At 37.4% G+C, this 17,360-nt stretch carries 14 protein-coding genes and 1 other annotated feature; of the genes, 7 read left to right on the top strand and 7 right to left on the bottom strand.

Annotated elements, in window-relative coordinates:
* Window positions 1-130 precede the first annotated feature (130 nt).
* Entirely contained in the window at window positions 131-1,042 is a 912-nt protein-coding gene (locus tag EM808_RS11570; RefSeq protein WP_127738380.1) for an ROK family protein, read from the top strand.
* 78 nt (window positions 1,043-1,120) lie between these two features.
* Here EM808_RS11570 and EM808_RS11565 read toward each other — a convergent pair whose 3' ends face one another.
* Together EM808_RS11565 and EM808_RS11560 are read right to left on the bottom strand one after the other, a co-directional pair.
* On the bottom strand, window positions 1,121-1,774 hold the full coding sequence (locus EM808_RS11565) for an HAD family hydrolase (protein ID WP_127738379.1): 654 nt from the start codon (window positions 1,772-1,774) through the stop codon (window positions 1,121-1,123).
* A 141-nt stretch (window positions 1,775-1,915) separates the two neighbouring features.
* Window positions 1,916-3,616 (bottom strand): 2-isopropylmalate synthase, encoded by a 1,701-nt coding sequence (locus tag EM808_RS11560; protein WP_127738378.1) that lies wholly within the window; start codon window positions 3,614-3,616, stop codon window positions 1,916-1,918.
* 76 nt (window positions 3,617-3,692) lie between these two features.
* Window positions 3,693-3,920, bottom strand: a binding site (T-box leader).
* A gap of 190 nt (window positions 3,921-4,110) precedes the next feature.
* On the opposite strand from EM808_RS11560, the gene EM808_RS11555 reads away from it, so the two are divergent.
* Together EM808_RS11555 and EM808_RS11550 are read left to right on the top strand one after the other, a co-directional pair.
* Window positions 4,111-4,965: a YitT family protein gene (locus EM808_RS11555; RefSeq protein WP_127738377.1), complete on the top strand. Its 855-nt coding sequence runs from the start codon at window positions 4,111-4,113 to the stop codon at window positions 4,963-4,965.
* A 433-nt stretch (window positions 4,966-5,398) separates the two neighbouring features.
* A complete protein-coding gene (locus EM808_RS11550; RefSeq protein ID WP_127738376.1) occupies window positions 5,399-6,784 on the top strand; it encodes an amino acid permease in 1,386 nt (461 codons plus the stop codon).
* Window positions 6,785-6,877: 93 nt separating this feature from the next.
* Here the strand turns inward: EM808_RS11550 and EM808_RS11545 are convergent, their stop codons facing one another.
* On the bottom strand, window positions 6,878-7,354 hold the full coding sequence (locus tag EM808_RS11545) for a GNAT family N-acetyltransferase (RefSeq protein WP_127738375.1): 477 nt from the start codon (window positions 7,352-7,354) through the stop codon (window positions 6,878-6,880).
* A 367-nt stretch (window positions 7,355-7,721) separates the two neighbouring features.
* On the opposite strand from EM808_RS11545, the gene EM808_RS11540 reads away from it, so the two are divergent.
* The 4 genes from EM808_RS11540 (at window position 7,722) to EM808_RS11525 (ending at window position 13,857) form a co-directional block, all read left to right on the top strand.
* Window positions 7,722-10,142, top strand: coding sequence for a sensor domain-containing protein (locus EM808_RS11540; protein ID WP_164849643.1), 2,421 nt, complete (start codon window positions 7,722-7,724; stop codon window positions 10,140-10,142).
* A 255-nt stretch (window positions 10,143-10,397) separates the two neighbouring features.
* Complete coding sequence (locus tag EM808_RS11535; protein ID WP_127738373.1) at window positions 10,398-11,786, top strand: glycoside hydrolase family 1 protein; 1,389 nt, start codon at window positions 10,398-10,400, stop codon at window positions 11,784-11,786.
* A gap of 36 nt (window positions 11,787-11,822) precedes the next feature.
* On the top strand, window positions 11,823-12,569 hold the full coding sequence (locus EM808_RS11530) for a MurR/RpiR family transcriptional regulator (protein WP_127738372.1): 747 nt from the start codon (window positions 11,823-11,825) through the stop codon (window positions 12,567-12,569).
* Window positions 12,559-13,857, top strand: coding sequence for a PTS sugar transporter subunit IIC (locus EM808_RS11525; RefSeq protein WP_164849642.1), 1,299 nt, complete (start codon window positions 12,559-12,561; stop codon window positions 13,855-13,857). The genes EM808_RS11530 and EM808_RS11525 overlap by 11 nt, the downstream gene beginning before the upstream one ends.
* A gap of 64 nt (window positions 13,858-13,921) precedes the next feature.
* Here the strand turns inward: EM808_RS11525 and EM808_RS11520 are convergent, their stop codons facing one another.
* The 4 genes from EM808_RS11520 to EM808_RS11505 form a co-directional block, all read right to left on the bottom strand.
* Entirely contained in the window at window positions 13,922-14,833 is a 912-nt protein-coding gene (locus tag EM808_RS11520; protein ID WP_127738370.1) for an ABC transporter substrate-binding protein, read from the bottom strand.
* Between the two features lie 18 nt (window positions 14,834-14,851).
* Window positions 14,852-15,862 (bottom strand): FecCD family ABC transporter permease, encoded by a 1,011-nt coding sequence (locus tag EM808_RS11515; protein WP_127738369.1) that lies wholly within the window; start codon window positions 15,860-15,862, stop codon window positions 14,852-14,854.
* Window positions 15,863-16,897 (bottom strand): FecCD family ABC transporter permease, encoded by a 1,035-nt coding sequence (locus tag EM808_RS11510; RefSeq protein WP_127738368.1) that lies wholly within the window; start codon window positions 16,895-16,897, stop codon window positions 15,863-15,865.
* 178 nt (window positions 16,898-17,075) lie between these two features.
* Window positions 17,076-17,273, bottom strand: a complete 198-nt coding sequence (locus EM808_RS11505) for a hypothetical protein (RefSeq protein ID WP_127738367.1) — start codon at window positions 17,271-17,273, stop codon at window positions 17,076-17,078.
* Window positions 17,274-17,360: the final 87 nt, after the last annotated feature.

Below are 17,360 nucleotides of genomic sequence, written 5' to 3'. Positions count from 1 at the left end.
AACTTTTTGGCAAGGATTGAATTCTATTCATTAAAAAAGGAAAAATTCATTGTTACGGCGAAATATTATAGTACTTCAACTATTCAGATAAACACAATTAAAATCATCAAAAAGACTAGGAGAATTATATATGTATTTCGTACTTGATATCGGTGGAACGTTTATTAAATATGCATTGATGGATACTGCTGGGAATATTTCTTCAAAAGGGAAAATGCCCGCGCCTCGAACGAATTTGGACGATTTTGAAGAGGTTCTGTTTGGAATTTTGGATGAACACGACTTATCGTCCGTAAAAGGGATTGCTGTAAGCTGTCCAGGGACGGTAGATGTAGATACAGGTATGATTTATTATGGAGGATCCTTTCCATTTCTTCATGAAGTGAATCTTGCGAAAAGAATTGGGGACAGGTACGGAAAAGATGTCTCCATTGAAAATGACGGGAAGTGTGCTGCTTTAGCTGAATTGTGGCTTGGAAGTATTAAGGGTGCCAAGGATGCAGTTGTATTAGTGCTTGGAAGCGGTGTAGGCGGTGGTATTGTTGTTGACGGCAAACTGCATCGTGGAGTGAATCTATCTGCTGGTGAAATGAGCTTTGTAATGGATAAAATAGACATGACAAGCAGGAAAGCCCAGTTTTTTGGCTCCGATTGTTCGGCAGTGCGAATGGTGCGTCTTATCGGAGAAGCAAAGCAGCTGGATGATCCAACAGATGGCGAAGCTGTATTTGAATACATAAACAATCAGGATGAAGAAGCAAATGAAATATTCAATGAGTTTTGTTTTTATCTAGCTTCCCAAATATTGAACCTGCAATATATTTTAGATCCGGAGATATTTGCAATTGGCGGCGGAATCAGTGCTCAGCCTATCTTAATTGAAAGAACAAAGTGGGCAATAGAGGAAATAAAGTCAGCTAATCCTCCTCATATGGCTAATCCGAAAATAGAAGTTTGCAAGTTCCGAAATGATGCAAATCTTTACGGGGCACTTTATCATTTTTTTGTCAGCAAGGAAAAGGAAATAGTGACTAAACAGTAGGTAATTGTAAGACGAAATGTTTAAATATAAAAAAAGGAATAGCCTCATGTGAGGTTATTCCTTTTTGTGCTTCTTATATTACTTATATTTAGATATTAAATCAGCTAGTGGCATTGTCATCATGGAATCAAAGCGGTAATCCACATCGCAGAATTGCATTGCATTTGTCACTTCATTTGGGAAAATAACAACATTCAAGCCTGCTGTTTTAGCTGCTTGTGCACCGTGAGCAGAATCTTCAAATGCTATACATTCATTTGGCTGCAGCTCCAGGCAGCGGGCTGCTTCTATGTATAAAGCTGGATCTGGTTTTACTTTTTCTACATCGTCAGAGGTTTTGATGCAGTCAAAATAATCAAATAAACCTAATCTTTTTAAATGCTTGGAAACCCAATCATAATTGGAGCTAGAAGCAAGACCAATTTTTAAACCTAATGATTTGGCTGTATCGAGATAATCTTTAACACCAGGTCTTTCTTTTTCCAGTTCGAGCTTGCGAAGAAAGTTTTCTTGAAAAGCTGTTTCTAAAATTTTTAAGTCGAGTTTTCTTTTAGCCTGTTCTTCCAGGTAAACAAATGGGGAGAAATCTGTGTGTGTGCCTATTTCTTTTTGCCATAATTCTAAAGGCAATTCACAGCTATGTTCTGTAAATAGCTCCTGCAGTAAGTGGTACTGATGTGTTTCTGTGTCAAAAATAAGCCCATCAAAGTCGAAAATGATTCCTTTTATCATATGTTCCTCCTTTAAGATACTTTTGCTGTTTATTAACATAAGGATTATAGGGAAGCAATGAGTTCCCCATCCACTTAATAATATTAACATAGTTTAATTAAACATAAAGAACCCTGCATAAACAGGGTTCTCATTCCTCTATTATTTAGACAAGGAATATCCTTGCTCTGCAGCAGGCTGTTCACTGCTGACCATATTGTTAACGGCACTGAACAGGGCTTTAATGGAGGATGTCATAATGTCTGCATCGATTCCACATCCCCAGTAAACGGAGCCGTTTGCGGCTGTAAAGCCAACGTAAGAAACGGCTTTTGACTCGGAACCTGTTTCAAGGGCATGCTCTGTATAAACTAAATCCTTGTATTGGATACCCAATGACGATTGTAGGGCATTACTGATAGCGTCAAGTCTGCCGTTCCCTTTGCCACTAAATTCATGGACAGTATTGTCCTTTTTCACTGCCACTGTTGTGTCATAGCTGTTATTTTGCGAGAATTGATATTCAATGAATTCAACTGGAGCATCTATATTGACGTATTCATTCAGGAAGATATCATGAATTTCGTCAGGCATAAGCTCCTTATGAAGGTTATCGGATACTTTTTTAACAGCATATCCAAAGCTTTCACGCATTTTAGCAGGAAGATCAAGACCATAATTTTGTTTAAGGATATAACCGATGCCACCTTTACCGGATTGGCTGTTAATGCGGATAATATCTCCTTCATATTGTCTGCCAATATCCTTAGGATCAATTAATAGGTAAGGCACTGTCCAATAGTCGCGATTCTTTTCCTCACGCCATTTCATGCCTTTAGCAATTGCATCCTGATGGGAGCCTGAGAATGCTGTAAAGACAAGCTCACCACCATACGGATGTCTTTCAGGAACCCTCATTCTTGTCAATTTTTCGTATTTTGCTAGGATGCCAGGAATATTATTGAAATTTAAATTCGGCTCAACGCCGTGTGAATACATATTCAGTGCAAGTGTGACAATGTCAACATTTCCTGTTCTTTCGCCATTTCCGAACAATGTTCCTTCCACCCTTTGTGCGCCTGCAAGGACTCCAAGCTCGGCATCTGCAACACCTGTACCTCTGTCATTATGTGGATGAAGCGATAGAATGACGTTGTCCCGAAAGCTTAAGTGCTCACTCATGTATTCGATTTGGCTTGCATAAACATGTGGCATTGACATGGATACAGTTGCAGGTAAGTTGATGATAACCTTGTTTTCCACAGTTGGCTTCCAGATGTCTAGTACACTGTTACAGATGTTTAGTGCAAATTCCATCTCTGTTCCTGTGAAGCTTTCTGGTGAATATTGAAATTGGAAGTTGCCTTCTGTTTCTGCTGCGTATTTTTTCAATAGCTTAGCACCAGTAACGGCAATATCTATTATTTCTTGTTCTGACTTTTGGAAAACCTGTTCCCGCTGTGCAACAGATGTAGAGTTGTACAGATGGACAACTGCTTTATTAACACCTTTAAGAGATTCAAACGTCTTTTTAATAATATGCTCTCTTGATTGTGTCAGCACTTGGATTGTTACATCCTCTGGAATCAAGTTTTGTTCAATTAATGTCCGCAAAAAGGCATATTCTGTATCAGATGCTGCCGGAAAACCAACTTCAATTTCCTTGAAGCCTACTTCCAATAGCAATTGAAAATATTCCAGTTTTTCTTCTAGACTCATTGGTACAATTAGCGCTTGGTTGCCATCTCGAAGATCCACACTGCACCATGTTGGAGCTGCTTCAATGTACTCCTTCTCTGTCCATTTCAAACTTTTTGCGGGAGGGGTAAAATAACCTCTGGAATATTTTTCGGTATTTTTCATCACTACTGACCACCTTTTTGGATTAATTTAATAGGGAGAATCTTTGTAAGGAAAATAAAAAAAGCCCGTTGTCTCTATAAGAGACGACAGGCTTTACCTTCGTGGTACCACTCTTTTTGATTCACCCTTAAATAGAAATAGGATGAACCCACTTTACGACTTGATTACGGCAGTCAGCCGTTAAGACTTACATTTCAGCCTTACCACTCCTGGGCGAGTTGGGGGAGTTTATTGTCTGTCTTTCACCAGCCGACAGCTCTCTAAGCAATAAATATCCCTTAATACTCCCAATCCTAGCGTTTCGTTTTCTTAATTTTCTCCATTTTATAATTAATTTTGAATTCAGTCAACAGACGATTTTTGTCATTTTAAAACTTTTCTAAATTGTCTAGTAACTTGTTATATTTTCTGACATTGTTTTTCTCTATTGTCGGAAATCTATTGTTCGGTTATTATTAAACCTTATATTCAGTATAAGAAAGGATTTTAACATAATGCAAAGTAAACAAGAATTTCGTTCTTATAGTTTAATTATTCTTGGAACATTTTTAGTAGGTTTGGCATTTAATATTTTTCTATTGCCTGCATCTATCACGGCAGGAGGAGTAGCAGGAATAAGTATCATTTTGAACAAACTGAATGGCTGGAGCCCAGCAGTTGTGCAATGGGCAATCAATATTCCAACATTTGTATTAGGCTATTTTCTTCTTGGTAAAGATTTCAGCATCCGCACCTTTGTTGGAACTACGCTGCTGCCAACATTTATTTGGCTGACATCCTATTTGCCGTTTTCAGTAGAGGATCCATTGCTGGCTTCTATTTACGGTGGAATACTTAGCGGAATCGGGATTGGTCTTGTATTCCGTGGTAAAGGCTCTACTGGTGGGACAACAATTTTTGGACAGCTCATTAAAAAGTACACTCGTTTGTCGAGTGGTTATTCCCAATTTCTGATTGACGGCTGTATCGTTATAGTAGCCATGTTCGTTTTTGATTTTGAAAGAGCACTATATGGAATGATAGCCATGTTCATCATTGGAAAATCAATAGATGTTGTCCAACTTCGTTCATCCACTTCTAAGCTTGTCTTAATAGTGACTGAAAACGAACAGAAAATTACAGATTTAATTCGTAATGAAATTGATAGAGGCTTCACGAAGGTTTGGTCTGAAGGAGGGTACAGCAATCAGAAGAAGGCATTACTTTTCAGTGTAGTAGAACAATCTGAGGCTGTATATTTAAAAGAACTAATTCAAAGAAGCGACAATAGTTCCTTTGTCATTTTCTTAAATGCTTCAGATATAATCGGCAGAGGATTTTCATTGCCGAGAGATTTTCCAAGAAGCTAATCGATATTGGTGTACCTAAATTAGGTACACCTCTTTTATTTAAAGACAAAAAAAATCAAGAAAGTTTTTCGGAGGATAAGTTATAGAAGAATAACAAAGTGAAGGATGCTTATGAGACAGTTTTCCTGCTATAGGAAAGTATAAATAACTATTATCATGTGAAATCCTCAACAAGCTACTAGCACATAATCTATTAAGACATATATAAGGACAGTAATCATACGGAAATAATAGGAGAATGCACTAATATTATTGTATTAAAGTAATGTTAGGAAGAAAGCGAAAAATACAAGAAAACTTCCATTGACATAATGTATTTATACCTTTTATAATCAGCGGAGTAAAATTTCAAGCAATTAATAGAGTACACCTTATTTAGATTAAATTGTTTGAAAATTTTAATTTTAATTAACATTCTGGGAGGATTACAGCTTTGAGTCAACTTTTTCGTAGAAAATCTGTGAATGTGATGATTTCGCAATCTCAAAATAAAACGCTGAGCCGATCGATGGGGATTATGGATCTCATCTTTTTGGGTGTCGGCTGTGTAATTGGTACAGGTATTTTCGTTGTAACAGGAGTTGTAGCAGCGGAAAGTGCAGGTCCAGCCATTATTCTTTCCTTTGTACTTGCAGGTATCGCTTGTGCACTTGCAGCATTTTGTTATGCAGAATTTTCGTCGGCAGTTCCGCTGTCCGGTAGTGTTTACACATACACTTATGCAACACTAGGTGAGTTATTTGCCTTTTTAATTGGCTGGGACTTGATGATGGAATATGTTCTCGCCATAGCAGCAGTCGCAACAGGCTGGTCAGCTTACTTCCAATCCTTGATCGCAGGCTTTAATATTAACTTGCCAGCAAGCATTACGTCAGCCCCTGGAACGGGTAAAGGTGGGCTTGTCGACCTTCCGGCGATGCTTATTATTTTAGCCATCACTGCATTGGTCTCAAAAGGTGTAAAAGAAAGTATCAAATTCAACAATATAATGGTTTTCGTTAAACTAGCAGTTATCATATTATTCATTATTGTCGGTGTTTGGTATGTGAAGCCAGATAACTGGACTCCATTCATGCCATTTGGTTTCAATGGAGTAATTACTGGAGCAGCAACTGTTTTCTTTGCATATATCGGCTTTGATGTTATCGCAACAGCTTCTGAAGAAGTGAAAAATCCAGGCAAAACAATGCCTATTGGTATTATCGGGTCACTGGCAATTTGTACAGTATTATATATTGCGGTATCAGCTGTCTTAACTGGAATGATTCCATTCACACAACTTGGTGTAGGAGCGCCAGTTTCACTTGCATTAGAATCAGTAGGACAAGATGCGATTGCAGGGATTATATCAATCGGGGCAGTAATGGGGATTACAACTGTTATTCTTGCATTGATTTACGCACAAGTGCGTTTAAGCTATGCAATGAGCCGTGATGGTCTTCTGCCGAAGATGCTTTCTTCTGTAAACAATAAAACAAAAACACCATTCAAAAATACATGGCTGACAGGAATTATTGCTGCATGTATCGCTGGTTTTGTAAATTTGTCTACACTGGCTCATTTAGTAAACATGGGTACATTGGCAGCCTTTACGTTAATTTCAATCGCGATTATTGTATTGCGTAAAAAATTCCCTGAACTTAAAGGTTCCTTCCGAGTACCATTCGTACCGGTATTGCCAATTATCAGCGCCCTTCTTTGTATTGGTTTAGCAATCAGCTTGCCAGGAATTACTTGGATTGCTTTTGTTATTTGGCTGGCAGTTGGAACGGTCATTTACTTCGTATTTTCAAGGAAAAATAGTAAATTGAATAATTAATTGGAAAGCAGCCTTTGGCTGCTTTTTTTGTTTTGTATTAAGGCAAAATAAACGACAGATGCTAATATTTGCAACTGTCGTGAGATGTTAAGCCTAATTAAGCTTCTTTATGTACCATGCATCCATTGCGGAGTGCTCTGACCCATCTAATGGCTTTGCCAATAGTTCAAATTCGAACTTTTCATAGAGAGCACACGCAGCCTTTAATTGTTGGCGTGTCTCCAAATAGCAATTATTATAATGCTTTGCAGCAAAGTCCAATGCAGTTTCCATCAGAAGGTTAGCATAGCCTTTTCCTTGGACTTTAGGGCTTAAATACAGCTTTTGTAATTCACAGGTACCGCTTTCTTCATTGAAAGGGGCTATTCCTATGCCGCCGACCACTTCACCGTTAATCTCTACCACCCAGTAGGCAGCAGATTCCAACGAATTGTAGTAAGAAGTCAAATTATCTAAAGATGGATCAAAATAAGCAGTGCCCTTAATATTTAAACCGACAGACTCAAGTGAATGACGGATGATGGCAGCAATTGGTTCATTGTCTTGATGTTCTATCTCTCTAACAATCATTTAATATTCCCCTTTGTTCTATGTGATAAGTAAATGTTACCTCATTTTTTTGAAAATACAAATAGTTTTACATGTTTATACTCATGTAACTCGAAATAAATTATTAAAATTTCGAAGAAGAACAGAATAAAAGTTTAATCGGTGGAGAATGTGGGTAAATCGAACTAAATAGTTTTTCCTAGAATTAAGCAACCTCCTTTTATGTTTTTTACATGAAAAAAGAAAGAGTTAACATATATACTCCTAACTGATTGTCAAACATTAACAAATGTGTATATCTTCCTTTCTTGATTAGTTGCAATATATAATAGGTCTAAAGTAGTATGTTTAGGTCTTTGGTGGGAGGTTAGTTATGGTTAATCTGATTTTGTATTTAGTTTTATGTTGTATTATTTGTGTTCCGTTGCTAAATCTAAATATGTTTGTAACTACAACAGTTGCAGGGAAGAAAATGCATGAAGCATTATATACTTTGTTTTTAGCTGTTTTATGTGGTTTTATCATTTCTATTATTCCTTATATAGGTCTATTAAGTATAAAAGCAATTGAATTTTCAAAAGTAAGTTTACTGCTTACTTTTGAAAATACTATATATACCATATTATTCAGTTTTGTAAGTTTTCTGCTGCTGAGTACAATTGGAAAGGTTGCGGTTAAGCCCTCTAGGTATAATACAAACAAAAAGAAGGGGATTACTCCTTATTTAGTATTGAGTGTTGTGGTTGCTGCATTTATCTTACTTTATATAGTTTATTTATTAGATAGAGTTTACTCCATTCCTTTATACATAAATAATGTAAATGTGCTTTATTCTATTACACTTTTAACAACCTCTATATATAATATAGCGCGAATTATTGAGCATCTTCATATAGATCGATTAATGATAAACAGGGGAATAACTTATAAGAAGAGCTCTACTTTCTTTACGATATTTAGTATCTCTTTCGGTTCAACCATCTACATGTTTATACAAAGTTTATTCCAAGCTACAGGTTTCTCTATCGTTATGGTGTCAATTATCAGTTTACTTGTATTATTTATCATAACGATTAATTATATTGAAAACCAATTGATCTATCAGAATGGTACAGTAGAGAATCAAAATATGAAACTTAAAATAAATGAACAGCAATACAGATCATTATTTCAGTATAATCCCGATGCGATTTTTATTTTAGATTTGGAAGGGAATTTTAAAGAAGTAAATCCTTCTGCTTTAACGTTAACTGGTTACAATTTAAGAGAGGTTCTTCAGCTGAAAATAACAGACCTTGTGTTAAAAGAAGAAACGGAAGGATTAGTGGCATTTCTTCATGAAGTATTAAAAGGAAGCAGTATCTGCTTTGAGACCTTTATTTACACAAAAGATGCTCAACGTGTAAATCTGAATATTACAGCGACACAGATTAAAATAGATGATTCTATTACAGGGATATATGTCATTGCCCAGGATGTAACAGAACAAAATCAAGTGCAGGATAAGGTGAACTACTTAGCGTATCACGATGAGCTTACAGGACTGTTGAACCGTCGTGGGATTTATGGACAGGTAGATGAGCAAATTAATAAGGGGTCTAATTTTGTGACAATTTTAATGGATGTCGATATGTTCAAGGACATTAACGACCATCTTGGCCATGCAGCTGGGGATACATTGCTTAAGCTCATTGCAAAAAGGTTTCAAAATACTATTAAGGATAGAGGGTTAATTGGAAGACTTGGTGGAGATGAATTTCTAATCTGCTTTACTGAGATGAAAAGCTCAGCAGAAGTTAAATGTTTGATAAAAGATATTCAAACAGATATGAAGCGCCCCTTTAAAATAGCAGGTGTGCAAAAAGAAATCACACTGAGTATCGGTGTTTCTTATTACCCAAGTGATGGCGACGATTGTGATACGTTAATAAAGCATGCCGATATGGCGATGTATGCTGCCAAAAAAGCTGGCCGGAACAATTTTTCCGAATATGAATCATGCTTAGAGAAAGACATGCTTTCAAAAATCACGATGTATGAAGAAATAAAAAATGCTATACAGGAAGAACAGTTTGAACTCTATTATCAACCTAAACATAGTGTAAAAGATGAGAATATTGTTGGTGCTGAGGCTCTAATACGCTGGCAGCATCCCGAAAAGGGCTTTATTAGTCCAGGAGAATTTATTCCTTTAGCAGAGGATACAGATTTAATTATTCCGTTAGGAAACTGGGTCATTAGAAAAGCGTTTAGACAGTATAAAGAGTGGAATACAATTTCTCCAATTGACTTTCACTTGTCAATAAACATTTCACCAAAACAGTTCATTGACGATAATTTTATCCCATTTTTATTAAGAAGCGTAGAAGAGTTTTCCGTTTCACCAGAAAAAATAGATTTAGAGATAACCGAAAGTTTAGCTATTGAAAATACTGAATTAACATTAGAAAAAATCAATCAACTAAAAAAGATTGGCTTTAAAATTACTATGGATGATTTTGGGACCGGATATACGTCATTAACGTACTTATCTAAATTTCCATTGGATAGAATAAAAATAGATCAATCCTTTATTAGAGATATTACAAGCAATAAGAACCATGCTGCTATCGTTCAATCATTAGTGTCCGTTGCTAAAAATCTTGATATCAAAGTAACGGCAGAAGGTGTTGAAACAAAAGAACAATTACTGTATTTGCAAGAATGGGATTGTGATGAAATTCAAGGATATTATTATAGTAAACCAATACCTTCTATTTCTTTCGGTGAATATCATCTTGAAAATATGAAAATTTACTTAATGACATGAGATTTAATTTATAGTTAAAGCCAAAGAAGCTGCTTTTTGCAGCTTCTTTGTTAGTTATTTGAGTTTGGCAGCAAAAATTTACAGTAACCCAATTTTCACCAGCCCTATTATTTTTTTAAGGATGACGTTCATCTGAGCAACAGAACCAATATCTTCTTAAAAGAGTACAAAAAAGAATACGATAGTACAGTAAGCCTTATAGTCATTTACAAAACTCCTCCAGAAAAATATAGTGGTGATAGGAGGTGCAACAACATGAATAAAATACAATTTCCAAAAGATTTTTTATGGGGAACTGCTTCAAGTGGTCCTCAAAGTGAAGGATATAAACATAAGAAAAATGACTCTATATGGGATTATTGGTATAAAAAAGAACCAGAAAGGTTTTACAACCAGGTTGGACCGGAAACGACTTCCAATGTGTATGAACAATATGCGGAGGATGTAAGCATTATGAAAGAGCTTAACCTGAATTCCTTCCGGACGTCGATTCAATGGTCGAGGTTAATTAAGGACTTTGAAACAGGTGAAGTCGATCAAGAGGCTGCTCAGTTTTACAACCGTTATATTGACGAAATGATTGCAAATGGCATTGAACCGATGATGAATCTGTTTCATTTCGATATGCCATATGAGCTGGAACAAAAGTACGGTGGTTTCAAAAGCAGACATGTTGTGGATTTGTATGTAAAGTTCGCAGAGGCAGCGTTTGAACTGTTTGGGGATCGAGTTAAGTATTGGATTTCCTTTAATGAACCTGTAGCTTATACAAAGGGAGCGTATTGGCATAATCTTATTTATCCAAATGAAATGAGTATGCAATCATATGTTCAAGCAAACTATCATATATTGCTTGCTCATTCATTAATTGTAAGCGCATACCGCAAGGGTAACTATAGTGGTGAAATTGGTATTGTTGTTGATTTGCTGCCACCGATACCTCGAAGTGAAAACCCTGCTGACGTGGAAGCTGGCAGGATTGCCGATTTGTTTATTAACTTGATTTTTATGGATCCATGTGTAAGAGGAGAATATGATCAAGATTATTTGAACATCTTGAAAAAGCATGACTGTATGTTTCATTATCATATAGAGGATTTAGAGGCAATTAAAGAAAATACAGTAGATTTTATCGGCATTAATTACTATCAGCCAATGCGCGTTAAAGCTAGAGATAGTATGCCGAATCCATTTTCACCTTTCACTCCAGAATGGTATTATGAGCCATATGAAATGCCGAACAGAAGAATGAATGAATATAGAGGTTGGGAAATATATCCGAAAGCCTTATACGATATTGCCATGCGTGTGAAAAATGAATATGGCAATATTAAGTGGTATGTTTCGGAAAACGGCATGGGTGTGCAAGGTGAGGAAAGATTTAAAAACAAGGATGGCTTCATTGAAGATGATTATCGAATTGATTTCATCAAGGAGCATTTGGGATGGCTGGCAAAGGCTATTGATGAAGGTTCTAACTGTTTTGGCTATCATTTATGGACATTTGTCGATAACTGGTCCTGGACGAATGCTTATAAAAACAGATATGGTCTTGTATCATTAAATCTTAATAATACGGAGAGAACGATTAAAAAGTCTGGTAACTGGATAAAAGAGGCTATAAAAAACAATGACTTCTCTTAAAATAATTTAAAAGGCCTTTTAAAGGAATGATTAACTTTGTCTATCAAAGTGAACTTAGCAGATTTTAGCGAAATTGAAAAACAGGCTTATGAATTTATGGTCAAGCATCCAGACAAAGTGATCAAGCTTTCAGCAGATACTTTAGCAAAAGAGATGTTTGTCAGCAAACCGACAATATTTAGGGTGTGCAAAAAATTAGGATTTACTGGCATTGTGGAATATAAGCACTTTTTGATAAAAAGCAAACAAGAAAAAATGAAGGAGTTGAATCCTACCTTGCAAATGGTCGAACTGCTTCTTAAGGAATTTGACAATGATTTCACTCCTGGAAACATTACAGTATTTGAGCAGTCAAAAATAGTGATTTTATATGCAACACAAGCAAGTACGATTGCGGCTAGCTTTCTGTCGAGACAGCTTACCAATCTAGGGTATTTTACAAGAATTGTTGAAGATGAATATGAATTTACTCAAGTTTCAGAAACGATTCCTGACAAATCCATTATTATTGCCATAAGCAATACAGGTGAAAATCATCTGCTTACACAGCATTTGTTAAAGGTCACTAATAAGGTCCCGATCTTTGCGATAACAAAAAAGAATTCATCTCTGGCAAGAATAGCAGATTATGGTCTTTTTCATAATCTTGATATTAAAACGGCATCAAAAACGGTTGATAGGGAGAACCAGCTGCCATTAATGATTCTTATTCATGAGCTTGTTGAAAGATTATGGTCATCGATGCAGGAAAGAAATTTACCAAGGGGAGATTATGATGAATAATTTGCTTTCCAAACTAGAAAGTAAACTAGTTCCACTAGCAACTAGAATTAGCAGCAATAAGCCTTTAAATGCCATAAAGGATTCTATGATAACAATCATGCCATTTTTGATTGTCGGTTCCTTATTTCTCTTGGTTGCTTATTTGCCTATTCCTGGATATAGTGTATGGATGATTGGCATATTCGGGGAAAAATTCCAATCAACATTAACGAAGGTGACAGATGCTACATTTGGTATTATCGGTCTTTTTACACTTATTAATGTTGCCTATCAATATGCAAAACAACTGGACATGGAACCGATTTTTCCTATCATGTCCTCAGTAATGTCCTTTATTATTTTAACAACTGTGACAGATGGAAGCTTTGGAATGGAATGGCTAGGAACAAAAGGTATGTTTGTGTCGATTCTAATTGCACTAGTTGCAACTCGTTTATATAAGAAATTTTACGAGTTTGGTATCGGGCCAAAAATGCCTGAAGGAGTTCCGCCAGGCGTTATCAGATCATTTTCATCCTTAATTCCTGTAGGGCTGATTGCTGCGATTGTTCTTGCAGCGCAAATTGGGTTCAGCTTTACACCATACAAGGATATTCATCAATTTATATACCATATTGTACAAATGCCGTTATTAGGTTTAGGAGATAGTCTTATTTCCATTATTATCGCTGAGGTAATCGGTCAGCTGCTTTGGTTCTTCGGACTTCATGGCAATGCCATTGTAAACGCTATTATGGATCCGATTTGGCTTGGTTTATCTGCAGAGAACTTGAACGCTTTCCAGCAAGGACATGAACTGCCTCATATCATCACGAAGCAGTTTAAAGAGATATATTTGCAAATGGGTGGCTCTGGTTCTACCATTGCATTAGCATTGTGTATGACACTATTCTCCAAATCAAAGCATTTAAAAACACTTGGTTTGCTTGCATTGCCTGCCAGCATCTTTAATATCAATGAGCCGATCATCTTTGGTTTATCTATTGTATTGAACCCAATCATGTTTATCCCTTGGTTGATTATGACACCAATCTCTGCTGTTATTTCATTCACTGCAATGAGCACAGGGCTTGTATCCGCAACAAGCGGTGTCATCATCCCATGGACTACACCGTTGTTCATCAGTGGATACTTAGTTTCGGGTGTAAGTGGAATGGTTCTGCAGATTGTCCTGCTTCTTGTCGGATTCCTAATCTACATGCCATTCTTCAAGCTCCTGGATAAACAGCTGTTGGCTCGAGAGCTGGAGGAGGCTAATGGTTCCGGAGGCTTGAAAATGTTTAAGTAACTGCCAAAATATTTATACGAAAGCTAAAAAAAATCCTATGGATATCCATAGGATTTTTTAGTGGTTATTTCGAGAACAGCTTCTTAGCTTCCTCCATTGCAAGCTTGTTACCGAGTGCGGAGTAGTCAAGCCAAGGCTGATCAGAAACAACATAAACATGCTTGTTTTTAGCAGCCTTTAAACCTTGATAAATCGGGGATTCCTCGAGCTGTTTAAAGGCTGTTTGAGCTTTATCATCACTGTTTACAACTACAAAAATAGCATCTGCATCGAAATCAGGTAAAACTTCCTGGGAAATGACTTCATATGGCTGTGTGGAATCTAATTCATCAATTCCTGCTGCTGGCTTAAATCCTAAATCATCGAATAGCATTGGGCCAAGTGGACGTTTTGTCGTAAATACACGAAGCTCTTTAGCAGTTACACGGATAGCCATAACTTTACTGTTTTCCCCAAGTTCATCAGTAGCCAATGTTTTCACTTCACTTGTCAGGTTTTCATAGTCTGCAATGAAATCTTCCGCTTCCTGGGTGCGGTCGACGAGCTTGCCGATTGCCTTCAAATGATCGCGCCAAGTTCCCTCATCAAGGTTAAAGCTTTCTGTAGGGGCAATGTCTTCAAATTTTGAAATATCCTCACCTGAAATTCCTTCATCAATATATATGACAGAAGGATCTAAGGCGATAACTGCTTCCATATCAGGGTCTTTTGCAGGACCAAGCTTTGCTGTATCCTTTAATAGATCCTTAACATGTGGAAGAAAATCATTTAGCTCACCGCCGACAACAGAGCCTACAGGAGTTATTCCTAATGCAAGGAGGTCATTTGTAAGATGGATAGAAAGAGAAGCGATTTGTGGTTCGTCTTTGTCTGTTTTCGTGTCACTTGCCTTACTGTCGGTTGAAGCTGTTTGTCCGCAAGCGGCAAGAATGAATAACAGCATAGCTGTAAATATCATAAGTAGTTGCTTTTTCATTGATTTCTCCTCGGTGAATTATTTTGTTTTTGTTAATAAGTAAAGAAAATAGGGTCCGCCTATCGCTGCTACAACAATCCCAGCTGGTATCGCATTAGGTTGAAAGATCGAACGCCCAACAGTATCTGATAAGACAAGTATGACCATACCGAGAAGCCCTGCGACAGGAAGAAAATGCTGATGTCTAGGTCCTACTAAACGGCGTGCAAGATGGGGGGCCACGAGTCCTATAAAGCCAATCCCTCCAACCATTGCTACACTTGCACTGGATAAGGCAACAGCAATTGCTAGCATGCTCAAGCGAGTGCGGAGCACAGAAACACCGAGACCCACCGCCGTATTGTCTCCTAATGATATGGCATCTAGCTTTCGTGATTGCAGAAAGCCAAAAGGGGTCAATATAACAATCCACGGTAGTAGTGCGATAACATGTATCCAATCCCTGCCCCAAACATTGCCGACTAGCCACCTTGATGCAAATGTGTATGTATCCTCATCAAGGCGCAGGGACAGAAACAAGGTAATAGCATTAAAACAGGCTGCGATTGCAATCCCGACAAGGATGAGTCGAATGGGCAGTATTCCTTTATAGCGATCATATGTAAGTAAGATGATGATAAGTGCCGTCAAGCATCCACCAACAAAAGTGAATAATGGAATAAGCAATGCTGCTTTATCGTTCAAGGAATGAAAATAAGTGACAAACATGACTAGACCAAATGAAGCACCTGCATGCAATCCGATAATGCCTGGATCAGCCAATGGATTCCTTGATACGCCTTGCAGGATTGCACCTGAAATTCCAAGACCAATGCCTGCCAATATGGTAATGATGATGCGAGGAAGGCGATATTCAAACAGCACAAGTGAAGTTTTGTTATCACCAAACCCAAGCAAAGTTCGCACTACTTCCATTGGTGCGATTCGCAGTGAACCTGTATTCAAACTGATTAAGATGACGATAACATTGATAAAAACTAACACGAGAGCGACTGTAAGGGTTTTAGAGCTGCGTAAATTTGCTTTCATCTATAAATCCCTCCCAACCTTACGTGCTGTATATAGAAAAAAAGGGACACCTACTGCAGCGACTATTATCCCTATTGCCAATTCTCGCGGAGGATTTACAGTACGTGCTCCTAAATCGGCAAGTATTAATAGGATTGCACCTAGCAAGCCTGACATAAGAATGATTAATTTATAGTCAGTGCCTACAAGCTTGCGAGCGATATGTGGAATAACTAGGCCGATAAATCCAATAGAACCGACAGCTGAAACAGATACGCCTGCCAAAATGACTGCGGCAATGATGGATAGGAGTTTAATGAGATTCACTTTTATACCGAGATTCATGGCGGTTTCTTCCCCTATCGCAATAAGCGATATAGAGCGACCCATGCATACAGCCCATAAAATTGTAATGACAATGATAGGAACCAGCACCTTCAAGTGCTCCCATTTAATGCCTGCAACCCCTCCTGCATACCAAAAGGCAAGATCTTGGCTTAAATCGAAGTATATCGCAATGCCTGCACTTAAAGAGTGTAATAGAGCGGCAACTACTGCTCCTGATACGGTTAATCTCATCGGGGTCAGGCCGCCAGGAACAGAAGCACCCATCATAAAGATTAATAGTGTACTAAGCGCAGCCCCAATAAAGGAAAATACCATTAACAGCGAGTAGGAGATGCTCGGAACAAAGGCAAAACATAGAGTTACAACAAACATCGCTCCTGCGTTAATACCAAGGACCCCTGCATCTGCTAAAGGATTACGTGTTACGCCTTGCATAAGTGCTCCGGCAACAGCAAAAGCAGCTCCGACAATGGCAGCACCAATCACTCTCGGTAGTCGCAGTTCATAAATGATTTGCTGTTCAGTAAGTGAGGAATCATAGTTGAAAATGGCTGTCCAAACATGATGAAAGGTGATATCCTTTGCTCCGAAAGAAACGGCTGTTACTATTGTAACAATCAGTCCAGCTAGGAAGAAAAGGAATAAAAGTAACCTCCATACATGGTGAGAACGATTATTTAAATGTTTTTGGGAAGAAGTTTGCAGCATATAAGTCAGCCTTTTCTAAATTACTAATAATGAAAATCATTATCAATTTATTTCCCTATTATATGGACAATATTTCCGTTACGCAATCTTTTTTTAGTTAATTAAATAGGCTAATAGATTGATATTTAGGTTGGAGGGGAAAAGAAAAAAGAGCTACTCAGCTCTTTTTTCTGAAGCATTAATGATGATGCTCATGATTTTCCTCTTGCTGTGGAAGATCCTTTTGTAAATACTTTAAATCACCTTCGGAAAGCTCACCAACAATAAATTGCTTTTGCGGCATAATGATAGAGTCATTATAGCTTGCATGCACTTTTACATAAAAAAGACCATCACTGATATTATCCCCTTTAGGTAGACAGTGTAAAAAGCCCACAAGAATAATTGTGGATGGTACACTCTACTTGGAGGGGATTTTATTATGGCAAAAAAAGGGCAAACATTTCAATCATACTCTTCAGAA

Source organism: Niallia taxi, from assembly GCF_004005475.1.
GTDB lineage: Bacteria > Bacillota > Bacilli > Bacillales > Cytobacillaceae > Niallia > Niallia taxi.
Note: the sequence above shows the minus strand (reverse complement) of the source record. Positions and strands in the feature narration are given on the sequence as shown.

Excerpts from the sequence above, each read along its gene's own strand:
- EM808_RS11570 (WP_127738380.1), top strand. The coding sequence starts at position 131 with ATGTATTTCGTACTTGATATCGGTGGAACGTTTATTAAATATGCATTG.
- EM808_RS11565 (WP_127738379.1), bottom strand. The coding sequence starts at position 1,774 with ATGATAAAAGGAATCATTTTCGACTTTGATGGGCTTATTTTTGACACA.
- EM808_RS11560 (WP_127738378.1), bottom strand. The coding sequence starts at position 3,616 with ATGAAAAATACCGAAAAATATTCCAGAGGTTATTTTACCCCTCCCGCA.
- EM808_RS11555 (WP_127738377.1), top strand. The coding sequence starts at position 4,111 with ATGCAAAGTAAACAAGAATTTCGTTCTTATAGTTTAATTATTCTTGGA.
- EM808_RS11545 (WP_127738375.1), bottom strand. The coding sequence starts at position 7,354 with ATGATTGTTAGAGAGATAGAACATCAAGACAATGAACCAATTGCTGCC.
- EM808_RS11535 (WP_127738373.1), top strand. The coding sequence starts at position 10,398 with ATGAATAAAATACAATTTCCAAAAGATTTTTTATGGGGAACTGCTTCA.
- EM808_RS11525 (WP_164849642.1), top strand. The coding sequence starts at position 12,559 with ATGATGAATAATTTGCTTTCCAAACTAGAAAGTAAACTAGTTCCACTA.
- EM808_RS11520 (WP_127738370.1), bottom strand. The coding sequence starts at position 14,833 with ATGAAAAAGCAACTACTTATGATATTTACAGCTATGCTGTTATTCATT.
- EM808_RS11515 (WP_127738369.1), bottom strand. The coding sequence starts at position 15,862 with ATGAAAGCAAATTTACGCAGCTCTAAAACCCTTACAGTCGCTCTCGTG.
- EM808_RS11510 (WP_127738368.1), bottom strand. The coding sequence starts at position 16,897 with ATGCTGCAAACTTCTTCCCAAAAACATTTAAATAATCGTTCTCACCAT.